At 43.2% G+C, this 25,261-nt stretch carries 19 protein-coding genes; 10 read left to right on the forward strand and 9 right to left on the reverse strand.

From position 1 onward, the window contains the following. Window positions 1–58: 58 nt before the first annotated feature. The 6 genes from Q4561_RS00730 (at window position 59) to Q4561_RS00755 (ending at window position 4,346) form a co-directional block, all read left to right on the forward strand. Entirely contained in the window at window positions 59–724 is a 666-nt protein-coding gene (locus tag Q4561_RS00730; RefSeq protein WP_303456631.1) for a MotA/TolQ/ExbB proton channel family protein, read from the forward strand. Between the two features lie 6 nt (window positions 725–730). Next, a complete protein-coding gene (locus tag Q4561_RS00735; RefSeq protein WP_303456633.1) occupies window positions 731–1,318 on the forward strand; it encodes a biopolymer transporter ExbD in 588 nt (195 codons plus the stop codon). Continuing rightward, entirely contained in the window at window positions 1,315–1,869 is a 555-nt protein-coding gene (locus tag Q4561_RS00740; RefSeq protein ID WP_303456635.1) for a biopolymer transporter ExbD, read from the forward strand. The genes Q4561_RS00735 and Q4561_RS00740 overlap by 4 nt, the downstream gene beginning before the upstream one ends. After that, entirely contained in the window at window positions 1,866–2,846 is a 981-nt protein-coding gene (locus tag Q4561_RS00745; RefSeq protein ID WP_303456636.1) for an AgmX/PglI C-terminal domain-containing protein, read from the forward strand. Before Q4561_RS00740 ends, Q4561_RS00745 begins: the two co-directional genes overlap by 4 nt. 352 nt (window positions 2,847–3,198) lie before the next feature. Further along, the gene (locus tag Q4561_RS00750; protein ID WP_303456638.1) at window positions 3,199–3,834 is read left to right on the forward strand and encodes a hemolysin III family protein; all 636 of its coding nucleotides are present in this window, start codon (window positions 3,199–3,201) and stop codon (window positions 3,832–3,834) included. Next, window positions 3,831–4,346 (forward strand): hypothetical protein, encoded by a 516-nt coding sequence (locus Q4561_RS00755; RefSeq protein ID WP_303456640.1) that lies wholly within the window; start codon window positions 3,831–3,833, stop codon window positions 4,344–4,346. The genes Q4561_RS00750 and Q4561_RS00755 overlap by 4 nt, the downstream gene beginning before the upstream one ends. Window positions 4,347–4,365: 19 nt before the next feature. Here the strand turns inward: Q4561_RS00755 and Q4561_RS00760 are convergent, their stop codons facing one another. Next, window positions 4,366–5,274, reverse strand: a complete 909-nt coding sequence (locus tag Q4561_RS00760) for a hydrogen peroxide-inducible genes activator (protein WP_303456642.1) — start codon at window positions 5,272–5,274, stop codon at window positions 4,366–4,368. Between the two features lie 198 nt (window positions 5,275–5,472). Between Q4561_RS00760 and Q4561_RS00765 the strand changes: the two genes are divergently transcribed. After that, window positions 5,473–6,459 carry a universal stress protein gene (locus Q4561_RS00765; RefSeq protein ID WP_303456645.1) on the forward strand — a complete coding sequence of 329 codons (987 nt, stop codon included), beginning with the start codon at window positions 5,473–5,475 and terminating at the stop codon, window positions 6,457–6,459. A 121-nt stretch (window positions 6,460–6,580) separates the two neighbouring features. On the opposite strand, the gene Q4561_RS00770 is transcribed toward Q4561_RS00765, so the two are convergent. The 5 genes from Q4561_RS00770 to Q4561_RS00790 all read right to left on the reverse strand — a co-directional run bounded on the left by Q4561_RS00770 (window position 6,581) and on the right by Q4561_RS00790 (window position 13,601). Continuing rightward, window positions 6,581–7,849 carry an inorganic phosphate transporter gene (locus Q4561_RS00770; RefSeq protein WP_303456648.1) on the reverse strand — a complete coding sequence of 423 codons (1,269 nt, stop codon included), beginning with the start codon at window positions 7,847–7,849 and terminating at the stop codon, window positions 6,581–6,583. Window positions 7,850–8,138: 289 nt separating this feature from the next. Continuing rightward, complete coding sequence (phoU, locus tag Q4561_RS00775; protein ID WP_303456651.1) at window positions 8,139–8,855, reverse strand: phosphate signaling complex protein PhoU; 717 nt, start codon at window positions 8,853–8,855, stop codon at window positions 8,139–8,141. A gap of 36 nt (window positions 8,856–8,891) precedes the next feature. Then, a complete protein-coding gene (gene pstB, locus Q4561_RS00780; protein ID WP_303456654.1) occupies window positions 8,892–9,698 on the reverse strand; it encodes a phosphate ABC transporter ATP-binding protein PstB in 807 nt (268 codons plus the stop codon). Between the two features lie 8 nt (window positions 9,699–9,706). Continuing rightward, the gene (gene pstA, locus Q4561_RS00785) at window positions 9,707–11,359 is read right to left on the reverse strand and encodes a phosphate ABC transporter permease PstA (protein ID WP_303456656.1); all 1,653 of its coding nucleotides are present in this window, start codon (window positions 11,357–11,359) and stop codon (window positions 9,707–9,709) included. Continuing rightward, window positions 11,352–13,601, reverse strand: a complete 2,250-nt coding sequence (locus Q4561_RS00790) for an ABC transporter permease subunit (RefSeq protein WP_303456659.1) — start codon at window positions 13,599–13,601, stop codon at window positions 11,352–11,354. Before Q4561_RS00790 ends, pstA begins: the two co-directional genes overlap by 8 nt. Before the next feature lie 239 nt (window positions 13,602–13,840). Here Q4561_RS00790 and Q4561_RS00795 point away from each other — a divergent pair, with 239 nt between their 5' ends. From Q4561_RS00795 to ppx, 3 genes are all read left to right on the forward strand, one after another. Then, window positions 13,841–14,347: a glycine cleavage system protein R gene (locus Q4561_RS00795; RefSeq protein WP_303456661.1), complete on the forward strand. Its 507-nt coding sequence runs from the start codon at window positions 13,841–13,843 to the stop codon at window positions 14,345–14,347. A gap of 145 nt (window positions 14,348–14,492) precedes the next feature. Continuing rightward, the gene (ppk1, locus tag Q4561_RS00800) at window positions 14,493–16,574 is read left to right on the forward strand and encodes a polyphosphate kinase 1 (protein ID WP_303456664.1); all 2,082 of its coding nucleotides are present in this window, start codon (window positions 14,493–14,495) and stop codon (window positions 16,572–16,574) included. A gap of 23 nt (window positions 16,575–16,597) precedes the next feature. Beyond that, on the forward strand, window positions 16,598–18,127 hold the full coding sequence (ppx, locus tag Q4561_RS00805) for an exopolyphosphatase (RefSeq protein WP_303457165.1): 1,530 nt from the start codon (window positions 16,598–16,600) through the stop codon (window positions 18,125–18,127). Window positions 18,128–18,282: 155 nt separating this feature from the next. On the opposite strand, the gene Q4561_RS00810 is transcribed toward ppx, so the two are convergent. From Q4561_RS00810 to Q4561_RS00820, 3 genes are all read right to left on the reverse strand, one after another. After that, window positions 18,283–20,403, reverse strand: a complete 2,121-nt coding sequence (locus Q4561_RS00810; RefSeq protein WP_303456667.1) for a S9 family peptidase — start codon at window positions 20,401–20,403, stop codon at window positions 18,283–18,285. Window positions 20,404–20,601: 198 nt separating this feature from the next. Further along, window positions 20,602–22,083 (reverse strand): TolC family protein, encoded by a 1,482-nt coding sequence (locus Q4561_RS00815; protein WP_303456670.1) that lies wholly within the window; start codon window positions 22,081–22,083, stop codon window positions 20,602–20,604. Further along, window positions 22,076–25,258: an efflux RND transporter permease subunit gene (locus Q4561_RS00820; RefSeq protein ID WP_303456672.1), complete on the reverse strand. Its 3,183-nt coding sequence runs from the start codon at window positions 25,256–25,258 to the stop codon at window positions 22,076–22,078. The genes Q4561_RS00815 and Q4561_RS00820 overlap by 8 nt, the downstream gene beginning before the upstream one ends. Between the last annotated feature and the right edge of the window lie 3 nt (window positions 25,259–25,261).

The following is a 25,261-nucleotide window of genomic DNA, read 5'->3' on the forward strand; positions in this document are numbered from 1 at the left end:
ATAACAATGTTTAACGTGGCGTTTAGGTACTCGTTGTAAATTTTAAAGAGGAAATATCATGCAAGCCTTTGAAGTAATCGTTCGCTTTTTTCAAGAAGGTGGCCCTTTTATGTTCCCTATTGCGATAGTGTTAGCAATGGGTATTGCCATCGCCCTAGAGCGGTACTTTTTCTTAAGCTCGGCGAAGCGCACTAATAAGCGCGCCTTTACAGAACTAGAGCCTTTGTTGAGCAATCAACAATACGATCAAGTTCGTCGCTTAGGTGAGCAAGGCACAGCCCCTATTAGCCGTGTGATAGGCGCAGGTATTGCTCGACTGCAAATTAGCCCTCGTCGTGAAGATATTGAGTACGCGATGGAAGAAGGGTTGATGGAAACCATTCCTCGTTTAGAAAAGCGCACACCCTACCTAGGCACCTTAGCTAACATTTCAACACTGTTGGGCTTGCTAGGTACGATTATTGGCTTGATTGCAGCGTTTTCGGCAGTCGCTAACGCAGATCCATCAGAAAAAGCCAGCTTGTTATCGCAAAGTATTTCAATAGCGATGAACACCACAGCATTTGGATTGATTGCCGCCATACCTTTATTAGGTTTTCACTCTTTACTGCAATCAAAAACCACAGAGATTGTAGATAGCATGGAGATGGCTGGCGTGAAATGCTTGAATGCTTTGATGGCGAAAAACGCCGTATCATCACATAGTCGCGGTTCTGACGAGTAGATAACCATGTTAGGCAAACGAACCCGTCAAAGAAAACCTGATGCGGAATTAGATATCACGTCATTTCTCAATCTTATGATTGTGTTGGTACCCGTGCTATTAATGATGATGGTGTTCTCTAGGATAACCGTTGTAGAGCTTAAGCTGCCTGGGCTAGAAGCTCTGGGCGACGGGGCCAATATAGAAAACCAACAAATAGAGCTCGTAGTTACCTCTAAGGGCAGTGCTATCTATTTTCCCGCAGGGTATCTTGTGCAACAAATTCCTGCTTTGCAGCAAACCGATAGCGCGGCAAAAATGCAAGATTGGGACAATATTCAATTTGTTTTAAAGCAGTTGAAACAAACCTTATTGACTAAAGGCACGCAAAAAGACGATATTTCGCTGATGATTGGCGACGATGTCGATTACCAAACTATCGTCACCTTGCTTGAGCGCACGCGTTCATACAAAGATGTGGTAGCAGCATCCGTGGTAGATGCCGCCCTATTCCCCGATGTTACTTTCGCTGAGATGCCAGAAGATATGTCACATATAGTCTGGAAAACTGACGTATTATCCACCGAAGGTAGCAGTGCAGAGGGCGCGTTATGAGGCAATCAGTTCACGCAAAACGTATGGCACGCAACCACAAGCGACAAGGTCAGCAAGCTAAGCTCAGCTTAGTATCACTTATGGATATCTTTACAATTTTAGTCTTCTTCTTGATGCTAAATGCGTCTGATGTTCAGGTACTTGATAACCATAAGTCGGTAACGCTACCTGAAGCGCAGTCTGATACTCCAGCAAGGGAAACCCTGCTTATATTGGTGAATAACAGCGACATTGTGCTTCAAGGGCAGAAGCTAGCCGATGTACCCACAGTGTTAAGCAGTGGGCAAGATACCATCGATGCGTTATCTAAAGAGTTGCAATACCGCGCCACTAAAGCAGCAAAGGAAGGGGTAATTGAAGGCACTGTCAGTGAGCAAGAAGCAAATGACGTCAATAGCGCCGGTACAATAAGTAAAGCAATTACGATTATGGGTGATCAGTCAGTGCCCTATGCTTTATTGAAAAAAATTATGTATACCTGCGCTGAAGCTGGCTATACCGATGTCTCTCTCGCTGTAGAGCAAATCGTCAGTAATGAGGTAGTGCAATGAGCAGCGTTTATTTTCAAACTCAGTTACCTTGGTCTTCAAGCGAACAAGAAAATAAGCGCTTCACAAAAATTACCTATGGCTGTCTTGCCATAGCGTTAATGGTAGCGCTGCTGGTTCAGTGGGTCCAGGTCCCGCAGCAAACTCGTGAAGAAAAAGAATCCATTCCGCCTCAACTCGCTCGCATCTTAAAAGCCAAGCCGCTGCCACCGCCTCCCGTGGTGAAGCCGACGCCTAAAGTAGAGCCAATTGTGGAAGAGAAAAAACCGGTACCTAAAAAGCCTGATGAACCGGTTAAACCCCTGCCGAAGCAAGTGCCAGAACCGGTACCTGTACCGAAACAAATCACAAAAGAAGAAAAGGTAGCGCAAGCGAGGGAAAACGCTAAACAAACTGGGCTACTAGCGTTCTCGGACGACTTAGCCAGCATGCGAAATGATATAAACCTAGCAAATGTCGCTAATACCGAGACGATTGAAGGCGCTGGGCAGCAAGAACAGACTAGCCGAAAGCGCATTGGCCAAGAGACACTCACCGCATCAAGCGGCAGCCTGAAGAACGCGAATATTAGCCAAAATATTGGTGCAAGAGGCGAATTAGAAGGCCGCAGAAACACCGAATTCAATGCCCCTGAAGAAGGTGTAGCATCACTAGCCGCTAAGCGTATAGAAGTTGAATCGCAAGTACTTGGAGATAGAGATCTCGAATCTATCCGAAAAGTCCTAGATGCAAATAAAGGGGCAGTTTATGCACTTTATAGAAGAGCGCTTCGCCAAAACCCTGACTTAGAAGGCAAGGTGACGGTAAATTTAACCATAGAGCCGAATGGTAGCTTGTCAGCGGTTGCTTTAGTCAGCAGCGAACTTGAAAATGTTGAATTAGAGAAAAAGCTACTGGCTCGTATCCGGATGATTAACTTTAATCAAGCGAATGTGCAGCAAACCCAATTAGAATATGCGTTTAATTTCTTACCCTTCTAAGCGTCCTAGGCGTGCTATCTACTCACCTGTAACGTGAAACAGTAAGGCGTACTCTTTAATTACAAGAGTGCGCTTTATTTTGCACACAAGGCTTCGTCCTTACCCCACTGTGTTTAAGAATAATAAACGTATAACGCCAATCTGCTTAAGACATGCCACTAACGGCGTTAAGATTTACAAGTACAGCGCAAAGTAACTCAATATCGAAATAAATTTGTCATACTCGTCTTCCCAGCTTCTGTTACAATTGAGCGCACACATGTACGCCCAAAGACGTACACTGTATAAAACAGCGGTTAACAATAAGCTATTTAAAAACAAACGCTAAGTTAAAGCGGAGGTGAAGAGAAGAATGACAAGCATAACGGCAAAAGCCTATTCTGTATTAGAAGAGTGGCTCAATAGTATTAGTCATGGTGTTGGCTGTATTGCGGCTATTGTAGGTATGGTTTTTTTGCTTTATCGCGCAGATGATCTTCTTACTATCACAGCCTCCGCCGTTTATGGTGCTTCGCTTATTCTGATGTTTCTAAGTTCAACCCTTTATCACGCCACTTCCCACCAGCGCGCTAAGGGGTGGCTAAAGCTATTTGACCACAGCGCCATTTATTTATTGATAGCAGGTACTTACACGCCTTTATTACTAGTATCGATTGGCGGTGTACTTGGGATTACCATGACCGCGGTAGTATGGACATTAGCGTTAGCTGGCGTCGCCTTTAAGTTAATTGCGCAGCACCGCTTCCCTAAGGTATCGGTAATGACCTATTTGCTCATGGGCTGGATTGCCATAGGCCTTATTTACCCCTTATACGTAGCATTACCTGGTGCAGGGCTATGGCTATTGGTCGCGGGTGGCTTATGCTTCACCTTTGGGGTGTGCTTTTATGTAGCGAAAAAGGTAAAATACACCCATGCTATTTGGCATGTATTCGTTTTAGGCGGGTGCAGCTGCCATTACTTCTCAATTTATTATTATGTGGTATGAATAAAAACGAATCAGCACAAACATCTAGGGGCTCAAACGACCAAACCTCTCTTGCATGGTTTTCGCTAAGTGCGGGAAAGATATGTCTGGGTCAAAAGCCTACTTCAGATACCTATACAAGATTGAAAGGTTTTGGCGTTACCCATCTTGCTACGGTACAAACCGGTGAGGAAGATGCCCCTATCATTCGCGATGGCGCTAAAGCTGCTGGGCTTGAATGGATATGGCTGCCCTTTTTACACCCATCAGCAGAATCTCCTACCGACGATGTTCATTTGCATCAATATCTACACGAGTTGTCGCAAATGCTAATGGAAGGTGCCAGTGTATATTTACATTGCGATGGCTCACAGCACCGCTGTAGCTTGTTGTTTTATGCCCTGTGTCATTATTGCCGCGCGCCTTCAAACAGTGCCTACAGCGCGTTACATAGCTTTGGGGCAAGCTCAGCCAACGGGTTATCCCGTGGTGAGCTACAATGGGCGGCTGAGCTTGGTCATACCGCCCCTTAATATTGGTATTGCGCTAATATTATCTAAGGGTCGGAACGGGAAGCAGAGGTGAAATAATTTCGCCAATGCGACGAAACAGTTGCATGCGCGTGGTACCGGAACGCCACACCAAACCTATCTCTCGAAAGCCTTGTTCTTCGGCAGCGAAACTTTTCAAATGAGTGTGTGCCAAAATAGACTGATTGATAGCTAACTCGGGCAAAAAGGTATACCCCATTTTGCTGTTTGCTAGCTGAACAAGGGTATACAAACTACTGGCGGCAACCGAACTAATTTGGTCACTATGCTGCAGATTACAGGCGCTTACTGCGTGCCCCGTCATACAGTGCTCCTGTTGTAACAAGAAAATGCTCTTCTTCGGTAACGAAGAGATATCCACTGGATCGGGCAATTTATCTGCTATTTCTTCATGGGCCACAAGATGAAATGGGTCATGCCCCAATATCATTTGTTTACACCCTGGCGTCTCCATCGGTAGCGCTAAAATAAGTAAATCTAAGCGCCCGTCTATTAACTGTTGAAGAAGCTTCTCAGTGGTGTCTTCTTGCATTTCCACGTTGATGTCAGGCAAGAATGCGTTAAATGCACCAAGCATGCCTTCGAACAAAAATGGCGCTATGGTAGGAATTACACCTAACTTCAGTGTGCCTCGCTGCCAGTTTCCTGCATTCTGTGCATATTCCACCAATTCACCGGCTTCTTGAAGCAGCAGTTTACTTCGCTCGACAATATCTAACCCCAATGACGTGAAGACAAAAGTCTTGTGCTCTCGCTCAAGAAGCTGGCTACCAAAGTGTTCTTCGAGGTTTTGGATTGCCGTGCTTAACGTCGACTGGCTTACATTACAGCGCTGGGCTGCACGATGAAAATGCTGCTCTTGATACAGGGTAACTAGGTAATGTAAGTGTTTGAGATTAGGCCACTTCATAACAACTCTTTACTGATTAAGAAATTAGGTTTTAATCTAGCACAAAGATTATAAAGACCCAATAAGAATACGGTTATTACCCTTTTGTGAAATACGACTTTGTTATGATGTAAATCACAGTTTTAAGGTAGCAAGCATGTAACTCAACGGGTAGGATGAAACATGAAACATATAGCGCGACATTAGCTAAGGATTTCTATGGACAGTCATTTTACTAATATTTTGTGTGTACTCAGCGATTCCCATCGTCAAGACGATGTGGTGGCTCAGGCCGTTCATATTGCAAAGAGTAATCAAGCTTCACTTACCATCATGCTTACCTTAGAAGCTCTACCGCCTAATGCCAACATGGTGATGGAGTCTTTTGCATATATAGAATCTCATCAGACCATGGAGTCTCAGGCGAAAAGCTGGCTTACCGAACAGCAAGAAGCATGGGCGAAGGATTACCCGCTATCCACCACAGTAAAAATTGGCCATCCCCTCATTGATATTGTGAGCGATGTGCTAAAGCATAATTACGACTTGGTGATTAAGCGAAGTGAAGAAGGCTTTTTAGACCGCCTCTTTGGTGGCTTGGATATACGCCTATTTCGAAAATGCCCTTGCCCTGTATGGGTGTTAAATAAGAACAACCGCAGTCAGTATAAGAACGTAGTGGCTGCTCTTGATTTAAATTATCACTATCCAAAACACGAAATTTCCGTAAGGAAGAAACTTAACTTCGACATATTGCGCCATGCTGCCCGCATCGCCATGCTTGAATTTGCGCAGCTTCATATAGTGCACGTGTTTGACTCTGTGCCTGAAAACATTGTGCGAGACGGTTTCATTAGCGTCGATAACGATACAATGGAAACTGACCTTTCAAAAATTCATGAGGAACGCGAGCAAGCCCTTGAAGCGCTGTTAACTGAATTAGAAAGTGAATTGGCGCCCGATATTATCGAGTTCTTACAACCTCAGAGACATATGGTGCATGGTTACCCACGCCGAGAGATAGCCGCTACCGCAAAGTCGTTAAATACAGACGTCATTGTTATGGGTACAGTAGCTCGTATCGGTGTACCAGGGTTTATTATGGGCGGAACAGCGGAAGAGACTATTGAACAGGTTAATTGCGCTGTGGTAGGCATTAAACCCGATGGCTTCGTTTCCCCTATTAAACCAGATGCTTCTGAATAAAGCGGTGGAGCGTTGACTGGGTATAAATCAACTAAACACTAATCACCTAGGCATACATTAGCTAGGCACAAAAAAACCGCGTTATTCGCGGTTTTTTCTCTATTATTTTCTATTAAAACAATTAAACGCCGAAGGCAGCTTTTAGTGCGAAGAAGAAGATAATTGAAAGAATAGCACCTGCTGGCAGGGTAACAATCCACGACACCACGATATTTCTAACAATACCAAGATTAAGTGCCGAAACGCCTCGAGCCAAACCTACACCTAATACCGCACCTACTAGCGTTTGCGTGGTAGAAATAGGTAAGCCAGTACCTGATGCTATTACAACCGTAGTAGCTGCTGCTAATTCAGCGGCAAAGCCACGACTTGGCGTAAGGTGAGTAATCCCCTGCCCAATTGTTTTAATTACGCGATGACCGAAGATAGCTAAACCAAGTACGATACCTAAACCACCTAGGGGCAAAATCCACCATGCAAGGCTAGCACTGGCATTGATTTCACCGCCAGATGACACAACACTAACAACCGCAGCCAATGGACCAATTGCGTTCGCAACGTCGTTTGAACCATGAGCGAAAGCCATACAACAGGCGGTAACCACCATAAGCAACGCAAATACTTTTTCTACGTTGGCAGCTTGTAAGTCGGCGTCTTCTGAACCACTAAATTTCATACGACCTATAAACCACTTACCAATGATGGCCAAAATAATAGCGATAACCACTGCCAATATATAACCGTTCATGGCGCTCATTTCTAAGCCCACGTGCTTTAGCCCTTTTTTAATGGTAACTAGCGACATAATAAAGCCCGCTAGTGCCATGTAAAAAGGCACGTAACGCTTAGCATTTTCAAACGGAGACTTAGTATCGAATATAAGTTTGTGTGCACTCATAAAAATAAGATAGGCGATAATGCCCGATATAGCAGGCGTAACAATCCAACTACCTACGATACCGCCCACTTTATCCCACGCTACTGCATCCATACTTACGCCGGTCGCAGTAAAGCCAATAATAGCGCCAATAATTGAGTGTGTTGTAGATACAGGCCATCCTAACCACGAGGCGAAAGCCAGCCATATTCCTGCTGCAAATAGAGAGGAAATCATACCTAGAACGAGATATTCGGGAATAGCAGAGAAGTACTCTGGATCAATAATGCCTTTACGAATAGTAGAGGTCACCTCTCCACCCGCTAAATAAGCACCTGCAAACTCAAATATCATGGCAATTACGATTGCCTGTTTTATTGTTAACGCTTTAGAACCAACAGATGTTCCCATTGCATTGGCGACGTCGTTCGCCCCAATACCCCAAGCCATGATAAAGCCGACACCGGCAGCAAGGAGAATAAGAATGAGACCATAACTCTCGAAAAATTCCACGGATAACCGCTCCTGATCTTTACGCGATTTAAGCTAGCTACTGCCACACCACGTTACATACGCTTGTAAGTGATGTAGACAAAAATGATAGTTTGACGACAAAATTATTCTTAGCTCAAGCTTAGATTATTTTTTGCACGAATTATTCTTTGCTGCGGCGCATGATAGCGTAATCATCTGCAGAGCCATAGTGAAAATCTACGAAAAAACAGAAAACGCAACGGAATTAAATTCATACGATGATAATTTGGACAAGTATTGCGGTTTTGTGACAGTTTTTAAGCAACTTTTAGCTTAAATCCTCTAATTTCTGATGAATGTTTTCCAGCGGTGTATGCCTTACATCTGTACCTCTGGTTAAATAAACAACGTATTCACACACGTTTTTGCATCTATCGCCGATTCGCTCTAGCGAGCGCATCGCCCATAAAACATCAAGCCAGTCTTGCATATCTTCAGTGGTCTTTTCCATTTCAGTGGTGGTGTAGGTGAGCAAGCGTTTATATTCGCTGTCTATTCTATTATCTTGCTGATAAACCGCTAACGCAGCACTTTCATCTTGTCGAGCAAACGCATCGAATGTGCCTCGCATCATGGCTGCTACCCGCTCACCAATGAGTAACATGCTACTTTTAATAGTGTCAGAACTTGGCAGTTTATTACGGGTCACCAATTTAGCGATACGTTCTATTTCATCACCCATTCTTTCAATATCGGTGATAGCTTTTGAAATAGTCATAATAAGGCGCAGATCACTGGCGGTAGGATGACGCTTAGCAATAATTCTAATGCACTCTTCGTCTATCTGGATTTCCATCGAATTAATCTTAAGGTCATTCAGCACCACTTTTTCAGCCAAGCCAGGATGATTTAATTTCAAGGCTTTTAGCGTGTCTAATAGTTGCTGCTCCACTTCACCGCCCATGGTTAACACCGAGTTTCTTAAGTTTTCTAACTCAATATTAAAGGTGCCGGAAATGTGAGTATTCAGTGCAACTTGACGCATTATATCGCTCCTATTCGCTACAACTAATTTTGTAGATTAACCGTAGCGGCCGGTAATGTAGTCTTCTGTCTGCTTTTTATCTGGCATGGTGAATAATGAATCGCTATCTGCATATTCAATTAACCGGCCTTGATGGAAAAACGCTGTGTAGTCGGAAACCCGAGAGGCTTGCTGCATATTGTGGGTAACAATCACGATAGTACAACGCTTTTTAAGCACCGCCATCAACTCTTCAATAAATAAGGTCGTAAGTGGATCTAGCGCTGAGGTAGGTTCATCTAACAGTAAAATTTCAGGTTTCAGTGCCAGTGCTCTAGCAATAACAAGGCGCTGTTGCTGCCCACCAGACAAAGCATTAGCCGATTCAAATAACCTGTCTTTCACTTCATCCCACAACGCAGCATCTTTTAATGCGCTCTCTACTGCATCGTCTAAATGCCGACGGGTTTTAACCCCTTGTAGTCGCAGTCCATAACAAACGTTGTCGTAAATACTCATAGGGAACGGATTGGGGCGCTGAAAAACCATACCCACTTGGGTACGTAACCGAGAAACATTTACTTTTTTACTGTTAATGTTTTTGCCACCAATAACAATTTCGCCTTCGTATTTGCAGCCATCGTACAAATCGTTAAGCCTGTTAAAGCAATTCACCAATGTAGATTTACCGCACCCGCTTTGGCCAATTAACGCAGTAATTTTGTTTTTTGGGATGCGCATAGAGATGTCGTTGAGAACGTGCTTATTCCCAAACCATAAATTAAGGTTACGCACATCAATAGCAGTGGTGTCATCTGTGATATCAGCCACATTGAGCGTATTGCGTTCAAACAACTTCAGCATGTAAAAGGTTACCCTTGTAAATAGCGCTTTCTTAACCGCGTTCTTAGTATAACTGCAAGCACATTCAATACAAATACCACCATCAGCAGTAGCAAGCAGGCTGCAAACATCATAGAGGAGTTTTTCGCATCGGTGCTGCTATGAAAGGCACCGTCATAAATGAGTACCCCTAAGTGCATGAATTGGCGCTCAAGATGCAAATAGGGAAACTCGCCATCTATAGGCAGTGTGGGCGCGAATTTCACTGCGCCTACTAGCATCAGAGGCGCTACTTCGCCTGCCGCTCGCGCAATTGCTAATATAACCCCTGTCATAATGCCCGGGGAAGCGATAGGAAGTATTGTTTTAACTATGGTTTCTACTTTCGTGGCACCTAGCGCGTAACTGCCTCGCTTTAAGCCTTCTGGTACCCGTCTTAACCCTTCTTCAGTGGCAACGATAACCACCGGCAAGGTAAGAATAGCCATGGTTAAACTGGCCCAAAATACCCCAGGGGTTCCCATAGTAGGTGCAGGCAGTTTATCGGCAAAGAAAAACGCATCAATATTACCGCCTAGGGTATAAACAAAAAAACCAAGACCGAATACCCCGTAAACAATGGAAGGTACACCTGCCATGTTGCTCACACTTATTCGTATTGCCGTGGTAAATGGCGTATCGGGCGCATACTCACTTAAATAAATTGCCGCCAGCACACCAAAAGGCGTCACAATTATTGTCATTAAAAACACCATCAACACTGTGCCGAACAGTGCTGGGAACACCCCACCAGAGGTATTTGCTTGTTTGGGAGAGTCGGTTAGAAAAGTAGCTACACGATTAAACACAACCTGCCATTTTTCAAAATAACTAAGCTGGCTCACATAATCGATGCTTTTTATTTCTGACACCCGAATACTGTATTCTTGCGCATTAGCGAACGTAATTCTTAATTCGTACTCATCACGCTCTTGTTCAAAATGAATAACGTCATGCTGCCAACGTTCAAATTGCGTTTCTAAGCGCTTTCTTGCCGGTGCATTTCTATTTACCCCTTTACCATCTAACGAGGCTAACGACTCATGAATAGGAGACAAGCGCTCACTGCGGATTTTTTCAATTTGTGAACTTAGTGCTGTTACTCTGCTTTGAATATCTGCAAAGTGTGATAAATCTTGGCGACGACTATCAGGGGTGGTCAAAAATTGTGGCTGCCCTAGTACGAAGCGACCGTCTATGGTTTTTATTTCTGCGCTGTTGTGAGCCAACTCCATATTAATAACATCGGCCTCGGCCAGCTGCATTTGCGCGCCATAAGGGCTTTGGTCATCGGCATAGTGCACCTGATAGATACGCTCAGCTTCATCAGTTATGTATAACTGAGCGAATATTCTATTTTCTTTATTTTCTCTATTTTTTCTATCTTTTATAGATGTCTGAGGTTTTTTATTCCCATTGTCAGCTTCATTCGTATCGCTAGTGTTGTTTATGGCGCCGTACTCACTTCCCACAGCATCTTTATAGGTCACATCGTAAATAGGCTCTGGCCAAAAATAAGCCCCGCCTCGAAACGAAATAAGCACTAAGACACTGACTAGCGCAATCAGAAGTAGACTGGTAAAAAAGGCGGTTAACGAAATCACCAGCGATTGCCGATGAGCAGGGCTAAATAAACTATTCATAATAAGATCTACTGCGTAACCGCTGGCGAGTAAATTCAGCAATCGTATTAACAACAAAGGTAAACACGAACAATATGCCTGCGGTTAAGAAAAGTATTTGGTAATGGGCAGAAGAGACATCTGCTTCGGGTAACTCGATGGCTAAGTTAGCAGTTAACGCCCGTAAGCCTTCGATCAAGCCCCAACTTGATATAGGCGTGTTCCCCGTCACCATCAACACAATCATAGTTTCACCAAAAGCCCGCCCGAACCCCAGCATGATTGCGGCCATTATGCCTGGGAAGGCAACATGCAATACTACGTGTATCAGCGTTTGAAGTCGTGTTGCTCCTAACGCAAAAGAGGCATGTTTTAAATTATCAGGAACGCCGCCAATAGCATCTTCAGCAAGAGAATAAATACTGGGTGAGATAGCCACACCTAATGCTAAGGCCACTACTATAGTGGTTTTACCTATCGGACTGTCAGATTCAGCCGCTAGCAGTTCGAACCCGTCCACGTTGACTATGCTGAAGAACCATTCTGGCGCCCACACCACACTGATATAACCCAAAATAAAAATACCAACTAATGCAAAGCCTAACTCTGCACCGTGGCGAATTTTAGCCGGCAACCTATCCGCCACAGGCCGCTGAACAAAGGCAACACCAATAAGTACAAAAGGAATAACAATAAGAAAGAAAGCGAAGGAAAACAAAAATTGCTCAGCCATAGGCGAGAGCCAAATAGCGGCGATAAAACCAATTAATACACTAGGAATCGCTTCTAGCATTTCAATGGCAGGTTTTAACGCATGGCGAAGGCGGTTCTTGGCAAAAAATGCAGTGTATATTGCGGCCCCTATCGCTACGGGAATAGCAATAAACAAGGCTAACAGCGACGCTTTCATGCTGCCTATAATTAATGGTGTGAGACTAAACTTAGCTTCTTGAAAATCTGTGGCATTGGTGGTTTGCCATACCGTATCTTCAACCACATAACCTTCGTAATGCTGAGGAGCAAAAAGCGAACGCCAAGTCGTAATGCCACTCAAATGATTTGCGGTCCAAATAAAAATAGACGAGCCATTGTAGCCATAAAGTCGATTACCGAACCAAGATATCGATTGCAGAGCTTCGGGTAAGTCAATCTTGGTTACCACCTCGCCGGATACCCGGTTAATAAACATCAAACGTTGTTTATTAGTCAGCGCAGCCACCACGTTAATACTCGCGTGCTCTTTAATATCTACGAGGCGCTCACCGGCATCTAAAGAAAATTGATACGTTTCGGTAAAGCCTAAACTCTTGTCGTCGCGATGGAGTACCCATCGACTTACTTGATTATTGTCGCCCTGTAAGAAAAAGGTTCTGTCTTTTTCTAAGCTTAGTACTGTTATTTCGAGGGTATCGGAGGAATCTGTGTTTTCAGCAGTCGCAAAGGAAGTTAACGGCGTGAGCGCTTTTTCATCCTTTGATAGCTTAGCTAGATATAGCCTTGCGCCTTTTTCTACCAACATCATTTGCGCACCTGGCAACAGATGCATATTATCGATGTTGGTATAAAATTTATCAATCATCTGGGTAGGGTCAAGCTGATTAACCCAGCGTACGAAGACTCCTTCTTTTGTCGTTAACGCAATTGCCGCCCATTTTGACGATAACGCAAGATGCCAAGATTCCGTGTTAGACCAATATTTGTTCGGCAGCGCAAAAGATACGCTAGAGGAATTTAGACTAGAAGAACTTAGGCTTGAAGAAAGTAGATTTTGAGAAATCGCTGAGGACTGATTGAATTGGTTGGCGTTATTTGTATTGGCAATTAATACACTTCGGTACGTAATCGACCTTACCGGCACCACTCGCACTTGCCCACCCGCAGAGATATCTACAATCGCATTTTCGCCCATCAAAGAAGTGGTTGCGAGTTGATGATCACAAGGGCGAATATAGTCGTGAAGCTTAGCAAAACCGTTATCGTTGTAACCATATAGGCTTAGCCGGCATGCTTCACCACGCATAACAAATGGCTGCCCGCCGAGCAGATCGCCCGTATTCACCACATTGCTGTTATCTGGAAGGGTAAGTTGATGCTCTTTTTCGATAGTCGGTACTAACGCTAGCGGTAAAGCCTGACTCACAAGATGAGAAATTAAGATGACCAGCGTCAGCAATACCAAACCACCAAAGGCAGTGACGATATATCGCCCCCACTTATCGTTGCGCTGGCGTTTTTTATTGATGCTATCGCTATTGGAAGTCATTCTTATTTAATAATAATATCAGGTGTAAATTACACTGGTGAGCAGTGTAAGTTTTGTTATGCTAATAGCAAGCGAAAACTTTTAGGCTCTTAGTTGTCCAAAAAGCCTAAAGCAAGCAGCCACACGCACAGTGGAAGGTAAAAGTTACCGACAGCGCTCTCAACTAACGACGCTTATGGTATTACCCTCAAACCACAGTGGCAAACGTATTTCTACAGATTCTGAAATAGGAGTTTCTCATGCAATCGCTCATCATCAGTATTATGGGTAAAGATAAACCTGGTTTGGTAGATGCTTTAGCTAAGTGTATTTATAAACACCAAGGTAATTGGCAGGGTTCTAGCTTTGCCCATATGGCAGGCATGTTTACTGGCTTTGTGGAAGTACACGTTCCGAAAGATGAGAACGAGAAACTTGTTAACGCTCTAAATGCTATTTCCGATTTGTCAGTTCAGTCGGTGGCAGTGAATACTGCGAGCAATACATTAACAAATCAACTTACCGTTGATGTGATGGGCAACGACAAGGCAGGCATAGTGCAAGAGCTAACCTCGGTGCTGAATCAATTTAATCTTAACATCCTCAATTTCTCTTCACGTTGCGAAAGCGCGCCTAATTGGGGAAGTCTAATATTCAAAGCCAATGCGGTTATAGCGGTACCTGAAGATTTTGATGACGATGCACTGCAAGATGCTCTTGAGTCGTTAGCCAATGATCTTGTAGTAGATATTCAGGCTAAACAGTAAGGCCCTAGCGACACAGTAAGGCTTCAACGACCTGTTGGCAGTAAAGGACTACAAATTAACCCTATTATATCTAAGGGTTGTCACAGTAATGTCATTGACTGATGTCAGTCTTTGGCCATTTTTAAAAGCGAAAATACGATAAATTATGGATAACCCAGAATTATATTATCCCAAAGAACTTAGTTGGTTAGCATTTAATGAAAGGGTTTTGCAGGAAGCTGCTGATAAAAACAACCCCGCTGTAGAGCGTATTCGTTTTCTTGGTATTTACTCAAACAATCTGGACGAATTTTATCGTGTTCGTGCTGCTGACGTAAAACGCCAAATCACTATTGCTCAGAACGACGGCAATGAAGAAGAAGCTGAAAAACAAACGGCGTTAATGGCTATTATCCAGCAGAAAGTGGTTCAGCTTTCAGATAAATTCGACCATATCCACAAAGACGTATTAAGAGCGCTCGCACGTTACAACATTCACATTTTGCGAAAGCATGAATTAAATGACTATCAAAAACAGTGGGTGCGCAATTTCTTTGTGAATAAGGTGCTTCGCCATATTGCACCTATTATTATTGATAAAAAGATGGATTTGTTAAGCCGGCTAAATGGTACATCTGTTTATTTGTACGTCGCGCTTCGACGCAAAGACCGCAATACTCGCTATGCGGTTATTCAGGTGCCTACCTCTGACATGTCTCGCTTTATGCTTATTCCGCCGGAAAAAAGCCGGAAGAAAAAGCATATCATTATGCTGGATGACATGATTCAGCTTTGCTTAGAAGACATCTTCCGAGGCTTTGTGAAATTTGACGAGGTCGAGTCGTTTTCATTCAAGATGACCCGAGACGCCGAATACTCTATTAATGACGAGATTGATGAAAGTTATGTAGAGAAAATGTCTGAGAGCATGAAGCAGCGCTTAATTGCCGAGCCTGTTCGGGTTATTTACGATAACGACATGCCTGAAGATATGATGCAGGACTTACGCAAGCGTTTACGTATAACCAAACTCGATACCATGCATGCAGCAGGGCATTATCGTAACTTTAAAGACTTTATTGGCTTTCCCAATGTGGGCCGTGAATATTTAGAGCATGCGCCACTACCTGCTATCGACAGTAATGCCTTCTCTAAATTTAATACTGTATTCGATGCTATTACTGCTCACGATATTTTATTGTATTACCCATATCACCGATTCCTGCATGTGACTGAGTTTGTGCGTCAAGCTGCTTTCGATCCTAGCGTTAAAGTCATTCGCATTAATATTTATCGTGTAGCCAGTAACTCACGTATTATCAATTCACTGATTGATGCAGTAGACAACGGTAAGAAAGTTACCGTTGTCGTTGAACTTCGCGCCCGTTTCGACGAGGAAGCCAACATTGCTTGGTCTAAACGAATGACTGATGCTGGCATTCGGGTTGTATTGGGTGTACCTACTTTAAAAATTCACTCAAAGCTATGCGTGATCACCCGTGAAGAACGTGGTGCTATGATTAATTATGCGCATTTCGGTACGGGTAACTTCAACGAAAAAACCGCAAAAATCTATACGGATTATAGCTTATTTACGCGAAACCAAGAGTTAGCGAATGAAGCAGTAGCCGTGTTCGATTTAATTCAATACCCGTTCCGCCGGTATAAATTCCAGCATTTACAAATTTCACCTTTAAACGCAAGAACCCGTATTCAGTCGCTTATTCGTCAAGAAATTCAGCATTTAAAAGAAGGCCGACCAGCGCAGATCACCTTCAAGATTAATAACCTTGTCGATAATGAATTGATGGATGACTTGTATCGTGCCAGCCAAGCTGGGGTGAAAATTCGCGGCATCGTGCGTGGTATGTGTTCATTAATACCGGGCTTAAAAGGTATTAGCGAAAATATCGAAATTATCTCTATTGTAGATAGGTTCTTAGAACACCCGAGGGTGATGGTATTTGAAGGCGGCGGTGAGAGAAAAGTGTTTATTTCATCTGCTGACTGGATGACCCGTAACATGGATAATCGCATTGAAGTCGGTTGCCCTATATACGATAAAAACCTGCAACAGCGCATTGTCGATATTATGGATATACAATTTCGTGATACGCTGAAAGCGAGAGTGATTGACAAGGAACAAAGCAACAAGTACGTTGCCCGAGGCAATCGTAAAAAATTACGTTCACAAATAGAGATATACGACTATCTTGTGAAAGAAGAAGAAAAAGAAGCAGGAAAATAGAACCCTAAATGACTCAGCATGAAATGACTCAGCATGAATCCGTTTTTGATACTGTTGAAAGCCGTGAGGTTAATAAAGTAGCCGCGTTAGATATTGGCTCGAATAGCTTTCACCTTGTGGTAGCACGTATCGTTGCTGGGTCTGTTCAAATTCTGCATCGCGTTAAGCAAAAAGTGCGATTGGCAGAAGGGTTAGACGACGATAATATTTTGTCTGACGAAGCCATGGAGCGAGGCTTAAAAATGCTCCGTATCGTGGCTGAAAGTCTGCGTGGTTTTGAACCCGACTCGGTTCGCATTGTCGCTACCCACACACTTCGTAAAGCAAAAAATGCACACCACTTTATTAATGCCGCGAAAGATATTCTGCCCTACCCTGTAGAAGTCATTTCAGGGGTGGAAGAAGCCCGTTTGATTTACTCTGGTGTAGCACATACCAACCATGCTGATGGTCAGCAGTTGGTAGTGGATATTGGCGGTGGCTCTACAGAATTTGTCATTGGCGAAGGGTTTAATCCACTTATTTGTAGAAGCTTACAAATGGGCTGTGTGAGCTACACCAAACGCTTCTTTCCAGATGGGGAATTGAAAAACAAATCTTTCGACCTTGCTATTACCGCGGCTGAACAAGAGCTTGAATTTATTCAGGGTAAGTACCGTAAGTTAGGCTGGGTGCAATGTATTGGTACGTCGGGCACTATTCGCTCCTTATTTACCTTGTGCCAACAAGATAAACCGAATGGCCACGATATACCGGTAACGCTTAAAAGCTTACGTAACTTAATGAAGCAATTTATTAGTGCTGGCCATATCGACAAGCTTAGCTACCCTGATTTAACCGAAGACAGACGCGTGGTTATTGCCGGCGGCTTGGCTATTTTAATTGCAGTATTTAAAGCTTTAGAAATAGATACCTTGGTTTATTCCCCTGCGGCCTTGCGTGAAGGCGTGATTTATCAGATGGAAGATGAGCTACATCATGCGGATATTCGCGGCAGAACTGCTAGCAGCTTGGCTACTCGTTATGATGTAGATACCACACAAGCTACGTTAGTGCTCAACACCTCATTAATGCTATTTGGTCATGCCGAAAAGGCATGGAAACTTAAGCATCACGATTTCAAAAGTATGCTGGGTTGGGCGGCGTTGTTGCATGAAGTGGGCATTCAAATTAACTCTCGGGGTGTACAGCGCCACAGTGCCTATATTCTGGCTAACGTAGATATGCCTGGGTTTACGCAAGAACAACAAGAGTTATTAGCTACGCTAGTGCGCTTTCATAGAAAGAAAGTGCGGGCTAACGACCTTCCTAATTTTAACTTGTACGATTTAGCGGCGGTTAAAAAGCTTATCGCCTTGTTGCGCATTGGCGCGTTACTTAACATTAAACGTCAAGAAGGCTTCTTACCTGATTTAGAAATTGATGTAGATAAGGGCGGTCTAAGCCTTACTTTCCCAAAAGATTGGTTAGAAGAAAAGCCCATCCTAGCTGCTGACCTGGTGCGAGAAAGCGCCTATTGGAAGGCGTTAGACTTAACGCTTTCTATTAAATAAGCCCTATTTAAATAGTCCTTATCAAATAATCTGCATAAAATAAGCCGGATCAAGCAAGCCGGTTTGCGAGCAATAAAAAGGGAGCATTAATGCTCCCTTTTTGCGTTTTACGCTTTAGGTTTTATGCTTTAGGTTTTACACCAGCGTGAAATCAATTATTGCTCGTCTTTCTGCTCGGCAGAATATTTCTTAAACCATGCCAATATGTTCTCTACCTTGCCTATCATACGGGATGGTTTTGACGCGATGCCATGAGGTGAACCAGGCACTTTCACTAATACCGTATCTACTTTTTGCAGCTTAAGCGCTTGATAAAACTGCTCAGCTTCAGATGAGGGCGTACGCTTATCTTCTGTACCGGTAATCAACATAGTTGGCGTTGTGACATTTCCCACTAAAGAAAGCGGCGAGCGTTCCCAGTAATGCGCGATATTTTCCCATGGTTTAGCGGGAAACTGGAAAGGTATTTGGTAAAGCCCTGAGTCAGCAGTAAGTACCTTTGAAAGCCAGTTAATAACCGGCTTAGCAACAACAGCGGCTTTAAAGCGGTTAGTTAACCCTATAGCATAAGCTGATGCTATTCCTCCTGCAGAGCCGCCTGTAATAAAGAGCTTCTCAGGGTCTACTAGGCCCTTATCGATAAGGGCATCAACACCAGACATATGATCGGCAAAATCGTACTTAGAACTGTACTTACCTTGCAATAGCAATGCAAAGCGCTCACCGTAACCTGTACTCCCCCGATGATTATCATAAAATACAATATAGCCTTCGGCTGCCATACGTTGTAACTCGGCAGTGAACACAGGGCCGTAGGCCAAGTTTGGGCCACCGTGAATCTCTAGAATAAGCGGATATTTTTTAGTTTCATCGTAATTAGGCGGCAAGATATACCAGCCTTGAATTTCCTCATCATCAATTGATGAGCGATATACAATTTCTTTAACTTCACCAAGTTGCTTATGACCTAACGCATCTTCGTTTAAAAACGTAAGTTGTTGTTCACTACGGGTGGTTACAAACACATCTGCGGGGCGATCGGTACGCCCTTTGGTATAAGCCACTACGTTGTCGGCAGCATGGTACATACCAAACACATAGGGACGCCCTAGGGTAGTGCCCCCTAAGCCTTTGGCAACAGACTTAACTTTGCCAGAAAGCGTAACAACATCGACCTGCGCAAGGCCGCGTACCGATTGCTGGAAGTAGATACTTTTATTGTCTTTCCACTGAAAATTAGACACAGAATTATCAATGTCAGCGGTAAGGTTTTTGTGCTCAGTACCATCTGCATTCATAACGTATAAATAACGGTTTTTATACATCACTTTATCGTCACTACGGCGTGAATACGCCACATACTTTCCATTCGGTGATACTACTGGAGAGGATTCCGTGCCTTTAAAGTCGGTAAGCTGCTCAATATCACCTTGCATATTTACCGTAAAGATATCGGACTCCACCGGCTCATATTCCCAGTTGTCACTGCGATTGGCCGAGAAGTATATTTTTTGCGAATCAGGAGAAAAGCTTAAGCTTCCTTTGTGGTGATAATTACCAGAGGTTAGTTGCCTAGCCGTGCCGCCATCTGTTGAAACCACAAAAATATGTGTATAGGCCGGCTCTAGAATCCCTTTACCGTCAGCTTGATAACGGGCTTTGGTAATATACTCAAATTTAGGTGCCCACTTTGCGCCTTTCGGCTTTTTAGGCAAATTGACTTTAAGGGGCTTTTCTTCAACATCCACACTCATGGTAAATGCGATATGTTTTCCGTTAGGTGACCAGGTAATATTGCCAAGGGATGACGTAACATTGGTGATTAGGGCCGTTTGCCCCGTATCCATCCAACGCACGTATAGCTGAGGCTTGCCTTCTTCATTAGACAAATAGGCGAGTCGCTTACCATCAGGTGACCACCGTGGAGAATAATAACTGTTCTTAGATGATAATAATGGGCGATGGGATTTTCCATCTACTGACGCCAGCCAAATGTTGGAGCGTGTGCTGTCTGTCATGACGTCATTAGAACGGCGAACGTAGGCGACTTGCTCGCCATCGGGAGATACCCGTACGTCACTCACGTACTCTAAATCAAAAATATTTTCAGACTGAAAAAACATATCATTATCAGTGCCTTCTTTCTCATCCTCGGCGTAAGAGAATGATGAAAGGCCTGTAAAGATACATAGAAAGAATACGGTTAAACGCGTTGTAACACGAAAATCTTGTCTACCTTGCCTGCGCTGGCAATTAACAATTTGAGTTGAAAACATGATACCCCTGATATTTTTATTGGTGTTTCTTTATCTTACGGAATAAATAATAAGTGTTAATAATAAACGGTGAGTAAACAAAATTATAAGATGAAATTTTGGTGATTTTGAGCGGATATATAGGTAAAAGTGTTCAGCAGAAAAGTAAAGATTGATAAGCGCGATGCACTTATCAACCTTGATTTTTAATGGGTTAAACTAGGACTTAACCGCAGGAGTAGCAGTTTGCCAACCTCCTCCTAACGCTTGGTATAAGTCGACCAGCGCCGACATTTGTTGTTGCCGAGTTTCAATAAACTCACTTCTTGCTTCTAGCGCTTCTCTTTGTGCTAACAGCACTTCAAGATACTCACCATGGGCTGAAGTGAACAACTTATTCGCAATATCTACCGACTGCTCTAAAGCCTCAATTTGTAGGCTTTTAGCATTTACGCTTTTATCTAAATTATTAAGCTTAGATAAACTGTTAGTGACTTCCGCCACAGCGCGCACAATAGTCAATTCATATTCATAGGCTGCTTTTACTTGCTCAGCACTCGCATTTTGATAAAGCGCCTCAATTGCGCGGCGATTAATTAGAGGAGCAAAAATATCACCAGATAGTGAGTATGCTAACGATTCAGGAACGTTAAACAAATATCGGCTATCAAAGGCAGAGAGCCCTATATCAGCATTAAGCTCAAAGGTCGGGTAAAAATTAGCTTTTGCTACATCAATATTTAGCTTGGCTGCGGCAAGTTCCAACTCAGCTTGCTTAATGTCTGTGCGATTGGCAAGTAAAGATGAAGGCACACCCACATTTGGCTTGTAAATCTCAGCGTTTAGCAATATTTCACTATTTCGCGCAATAGGTTGTGGCGTTCGCCCTAGCAATAAATTAAGAGTATTCTCCTTCTCAACAATTTCTTGTTCAATTACAAATCTTTCGCTCTCATTTTTCTTAATTTCAGCTAAGAAACGTGAAGCGGGTAAAGATGTAGAACGCCCATAGTTCTTCAACGCATCAATAGTTTTAATGACGTTTCGCTGTACCTCTATGGTTGAGTCTAAGTTAGCTAATTTATTATCCAATGCCAGTAATTCGTAATAGCAACGGGATACTTCAGACACCAGTTGAGTAATAAAAAATTTCCGGCTTTCCACCGAGGCTAAGTACTCAAGAGAAGCAACTTTGGTTGCATCTCTTAACTTGTGCCAGATATCCACTTCCCATGATGCACTAAGCCCGAGCTTCAAATTCCCCAAAGGATCGGGAAAGGCTTTTCCTTCTTTAATATCTAATTGGTTTTCAACTGCTCCTTCCCGAGTATATTCCCCTACTTTCTCGGTTTCAGCTTCAATGCCCGCCGACAAGCTAGGTAGATATTCACCTTCTCTTGCATAAACCTCGTTTGAAGCAATATTAATTCGCTGCAAAAGTATCGCTACTTCTTGGTTATTATTCACAGCGAATTCGACTAAGTCGGACAATTGTGGGTCGTTAAACCAGTCAGACCAATTGATGTTAACATCACTATTTACCCGCGAACTGGGAGCTTTCTCTGCAGCGGTATAAGCATCTGGCAAATCAATTTGGGTATCTCGGGTTTGTATAGTTGGTAGCGCACAACCTTGTACAACTAGGGCACTGGCGAGGGCTATCCATAACGGGCTTTTGGTTATTTTTTTGCGCTTAATCATCGCTTAGCACCTCATCGTTATACTGATAAGTTTCGGTTAACGGTAAATGATCTTCGTTTTTAATCAGAGATTTCCCTTCTTCTAATTTTGCAAATAAGAAGTACAAACCGGGAATGATTAAAACACCAAATATGGTACCAAACAGCGTCCCACCTAAAGCTGATGCGCCAATGGTTCTATTTCCCACTGCGCCGGCCCCTGTGGCAATGACAAGAGGAATAAGCCCTGCCACGAATGAAAAAGAAGTCATCAGAATTGGACGAAAACGCTGCTTTGCTGCTTCAACGGCGGCATCAGCAATAGACATGCCCTGCTGGTTTTTCTGCACAGCATATTCAACAATTAAAACCGCATTTTTACCAAGTAGGCCAACTAACATAACAAGCCCTAATTGAGCATAAACGTCATTGGCTAGCCCCATACCTTTAAGCAACAGAAATGAACCTATTATTCCTGTTGGCAGTGATAGAATAACTGCAAACGGCAACAGCAAGCTTTCATACTGAGAGGCAAGTACGATATAGACGAAAAGAAGTACAACAGCGAAAATAACAATGGCTTCATTTCCGCGTTTAGCTTCATCAAAAGACAAGCCTTCCCACCCTATATCGTACCCATTGGGCAGTGTAGCCGCAGCGACTTCTTCTACCGCTTTTATTGCTTCAGCTGACGTATAACCTTCGGCAGGTTCCGCTCGTATTGCAGCTGAGGTATACAAGTTGTAGCGAGTTATTTCATTAGGGCCTTGTGTTTTCACCAATTTCATAAAGGCAGAGTAAGGCACCATTTCCCCCTCTTCGTTTCGCACATAGTAATCTAGTAAATCACTTGGATAACGACGGTACTCTGGGGCACTTTGAGTGTATACCTTAAAGAAGTTGTTAAAACGCGTAAAACCTTGCTCATAGGTACTACCAATCAAAATGTTAAGGTTTTCCATGGCTTGCCCGATGGAAACGCCTTTTTGCATTGCCGCTTGGTTATCAATCTCTATTTTGTATTGAGGGTAATCGGCGGCATAGAAAGTGAATAAACCTTTAAGTTCTTTACGCTCGACTAAATCAGCCATAAAGTCTTTGTTGATTTGGTCAAATTCCTGATAGTCCGTTGTATTGGTTTTATCTAGCAGGCGGAATGACAACCCTGAAGACGCCCCATAACCTGGAACAACCGGTGGCTCGAAGTATTCTACAACCGCACCTAAATGGTGTGTTTTTGCTTCTAACTCTTCAATGATCTCCCGAACCGACTGCTCCCGATCCGACCAATCTTCAAGGTTAATCAAACAAGTACCAGCATTCGAACCACGCCCTTCGGTTAGAATTTCATAACCTGCAAGTGACGATACTGAAGATACCCCTTCAACCTCTAACGCTAAGCCTTGAAGCTCACGGGCTATGCTATTGGTTTCCTCTAAAGTACTTCCCGGAGGCGTTTGAATAATAGCGTAAATTTGGCCTTGATCTTCACCTGGTATAAAACCCGATGGTAAAGTGAGGTTTAACCCGAATGTACCAATAATAAACGCAGTTAAGGCAATAATAGTTACTAAACGACGAGTAACAAGCGCTTTAATAATGCGTATATAGCGGCCAGTTAATTTTTCAAACCAATAGTTAAATACATCAATCATTTTGCTAATAATTGATGCCTTTCTTACATGCGTGTGTGGGTTTTTTAACAGCATTGCACACAACACTGGGGTTAGCGACAAGGCTACAATACAAGAGATAATAATCGACGATGACATGGTAATTGAAAATTGTCGGTAGAAAACACCAACCGGACCAGTCATAAAGATGAGAGGCACAAACACTGCTGTCATTACTAGCGTAATCGCTATGATTGCTCCTCCCATTTCACCTAGTACTTCCTGGGTTGCCATGTATGGCGTAAGTGTTTTACTTTCCTCCATTTTGGCATGTACCGCTTCTACAATAACAATAGCGTTATCAACAACAATGCCGATGGCCAACACCAAAGCAAACAAGGTGATTAAATTAATATTAACCCCCGTGGCTTGCATACAGAAAAACGTTCCTACCAAAGATACTGGTACTGCAAGTAATGGAATCAATGTAGAACGCCAATCACCTAAAAAGACAAACACCACAAGTGACACTAAAATGAACGCTTCGAATAAGGTGTGAAGTACTTGTTCAATTGACGCATCTAAGAATTTCGAAACGTCATAGTTTATTTCATACTCCATTCCCTCTGGAAATGTCTCCTCTAGTTCAGCCATTTTTGCTTTTACTTGAGAAATAACTTCGTTAGCACTGCTACCATAATTCTGTTTAAGCACTATCGCAGCCGAAGGGTAGCCATCTTTGTTTGAATAAATATCAAAAAATTCACTACTTAACTCAACATCGGCAATGTCACTTAGTTTCAGTAACTTTCCGTCACTGTCTGCGCGAATTATAATGTTTTCGTATTCTTCCGGCTCATCATAGCGGCCCTCGTAAATTAGCACGTATTCTTTCGACTGTGCTGTAATACCAGAACTTCTCCCTAATCGACCGGGACGACCGATTAAGCTTTGCTCGTCAATAGACTCCATAATTTCATCTACAGAGACATTGTAAGCACGCATGCGATCGGGTTTCAGCCAAATACGCATAGCGTATTGCCTGCTACCAAGAATTTTGGCACTCGCAATACCATTAACCCGTTGAATTTCTGGGATCACGTTAATGTTTGAGTAGTTGTACAGAAACTTCTCGTCTGCGTCGTCGTGGGTACTATAAACATTGATATACATCAGCATGCTGGGTTGAACACGTTCTAACACTACCCCCTCTAACTGAACGAGTTGCGGAAGCCTATTCATTATTTGATCAAGTCTGGTTTTAACGTTGATCAACGCTTGATTAGGGTCTACATCTAAATCAAATATCACTTGAATTGTAGCTTCACCGGCACTGGTGGCATCAGACACTATGTACTTCATCCCCGGCACACCATTTATTGAACGCTCAATGGTCACAAGGGAAGACTTCACTAGAACATCTGCACTAGAGCCTGGGTAAGCTAACGAAATAAGCACCCGAGGTGGCGCTATATCAGGGAATTGGGAGGTGGGTAATGAAAACACCGACAATACCCCTAAAAATATGATCATGACCGATAGCATAATTGCCATCACAGGCCGTTTAATAAATACTCCAAACATCAA

It is taken from the genome of Alteromonas sp. 1_MG-2023, assembly GCF_030547075.1.
Lineage (GTDB): Bacteria > Pseudomonadota > Gammaproteobacteria > Enterobacterales > Alteromonadaceae > Alteromonas.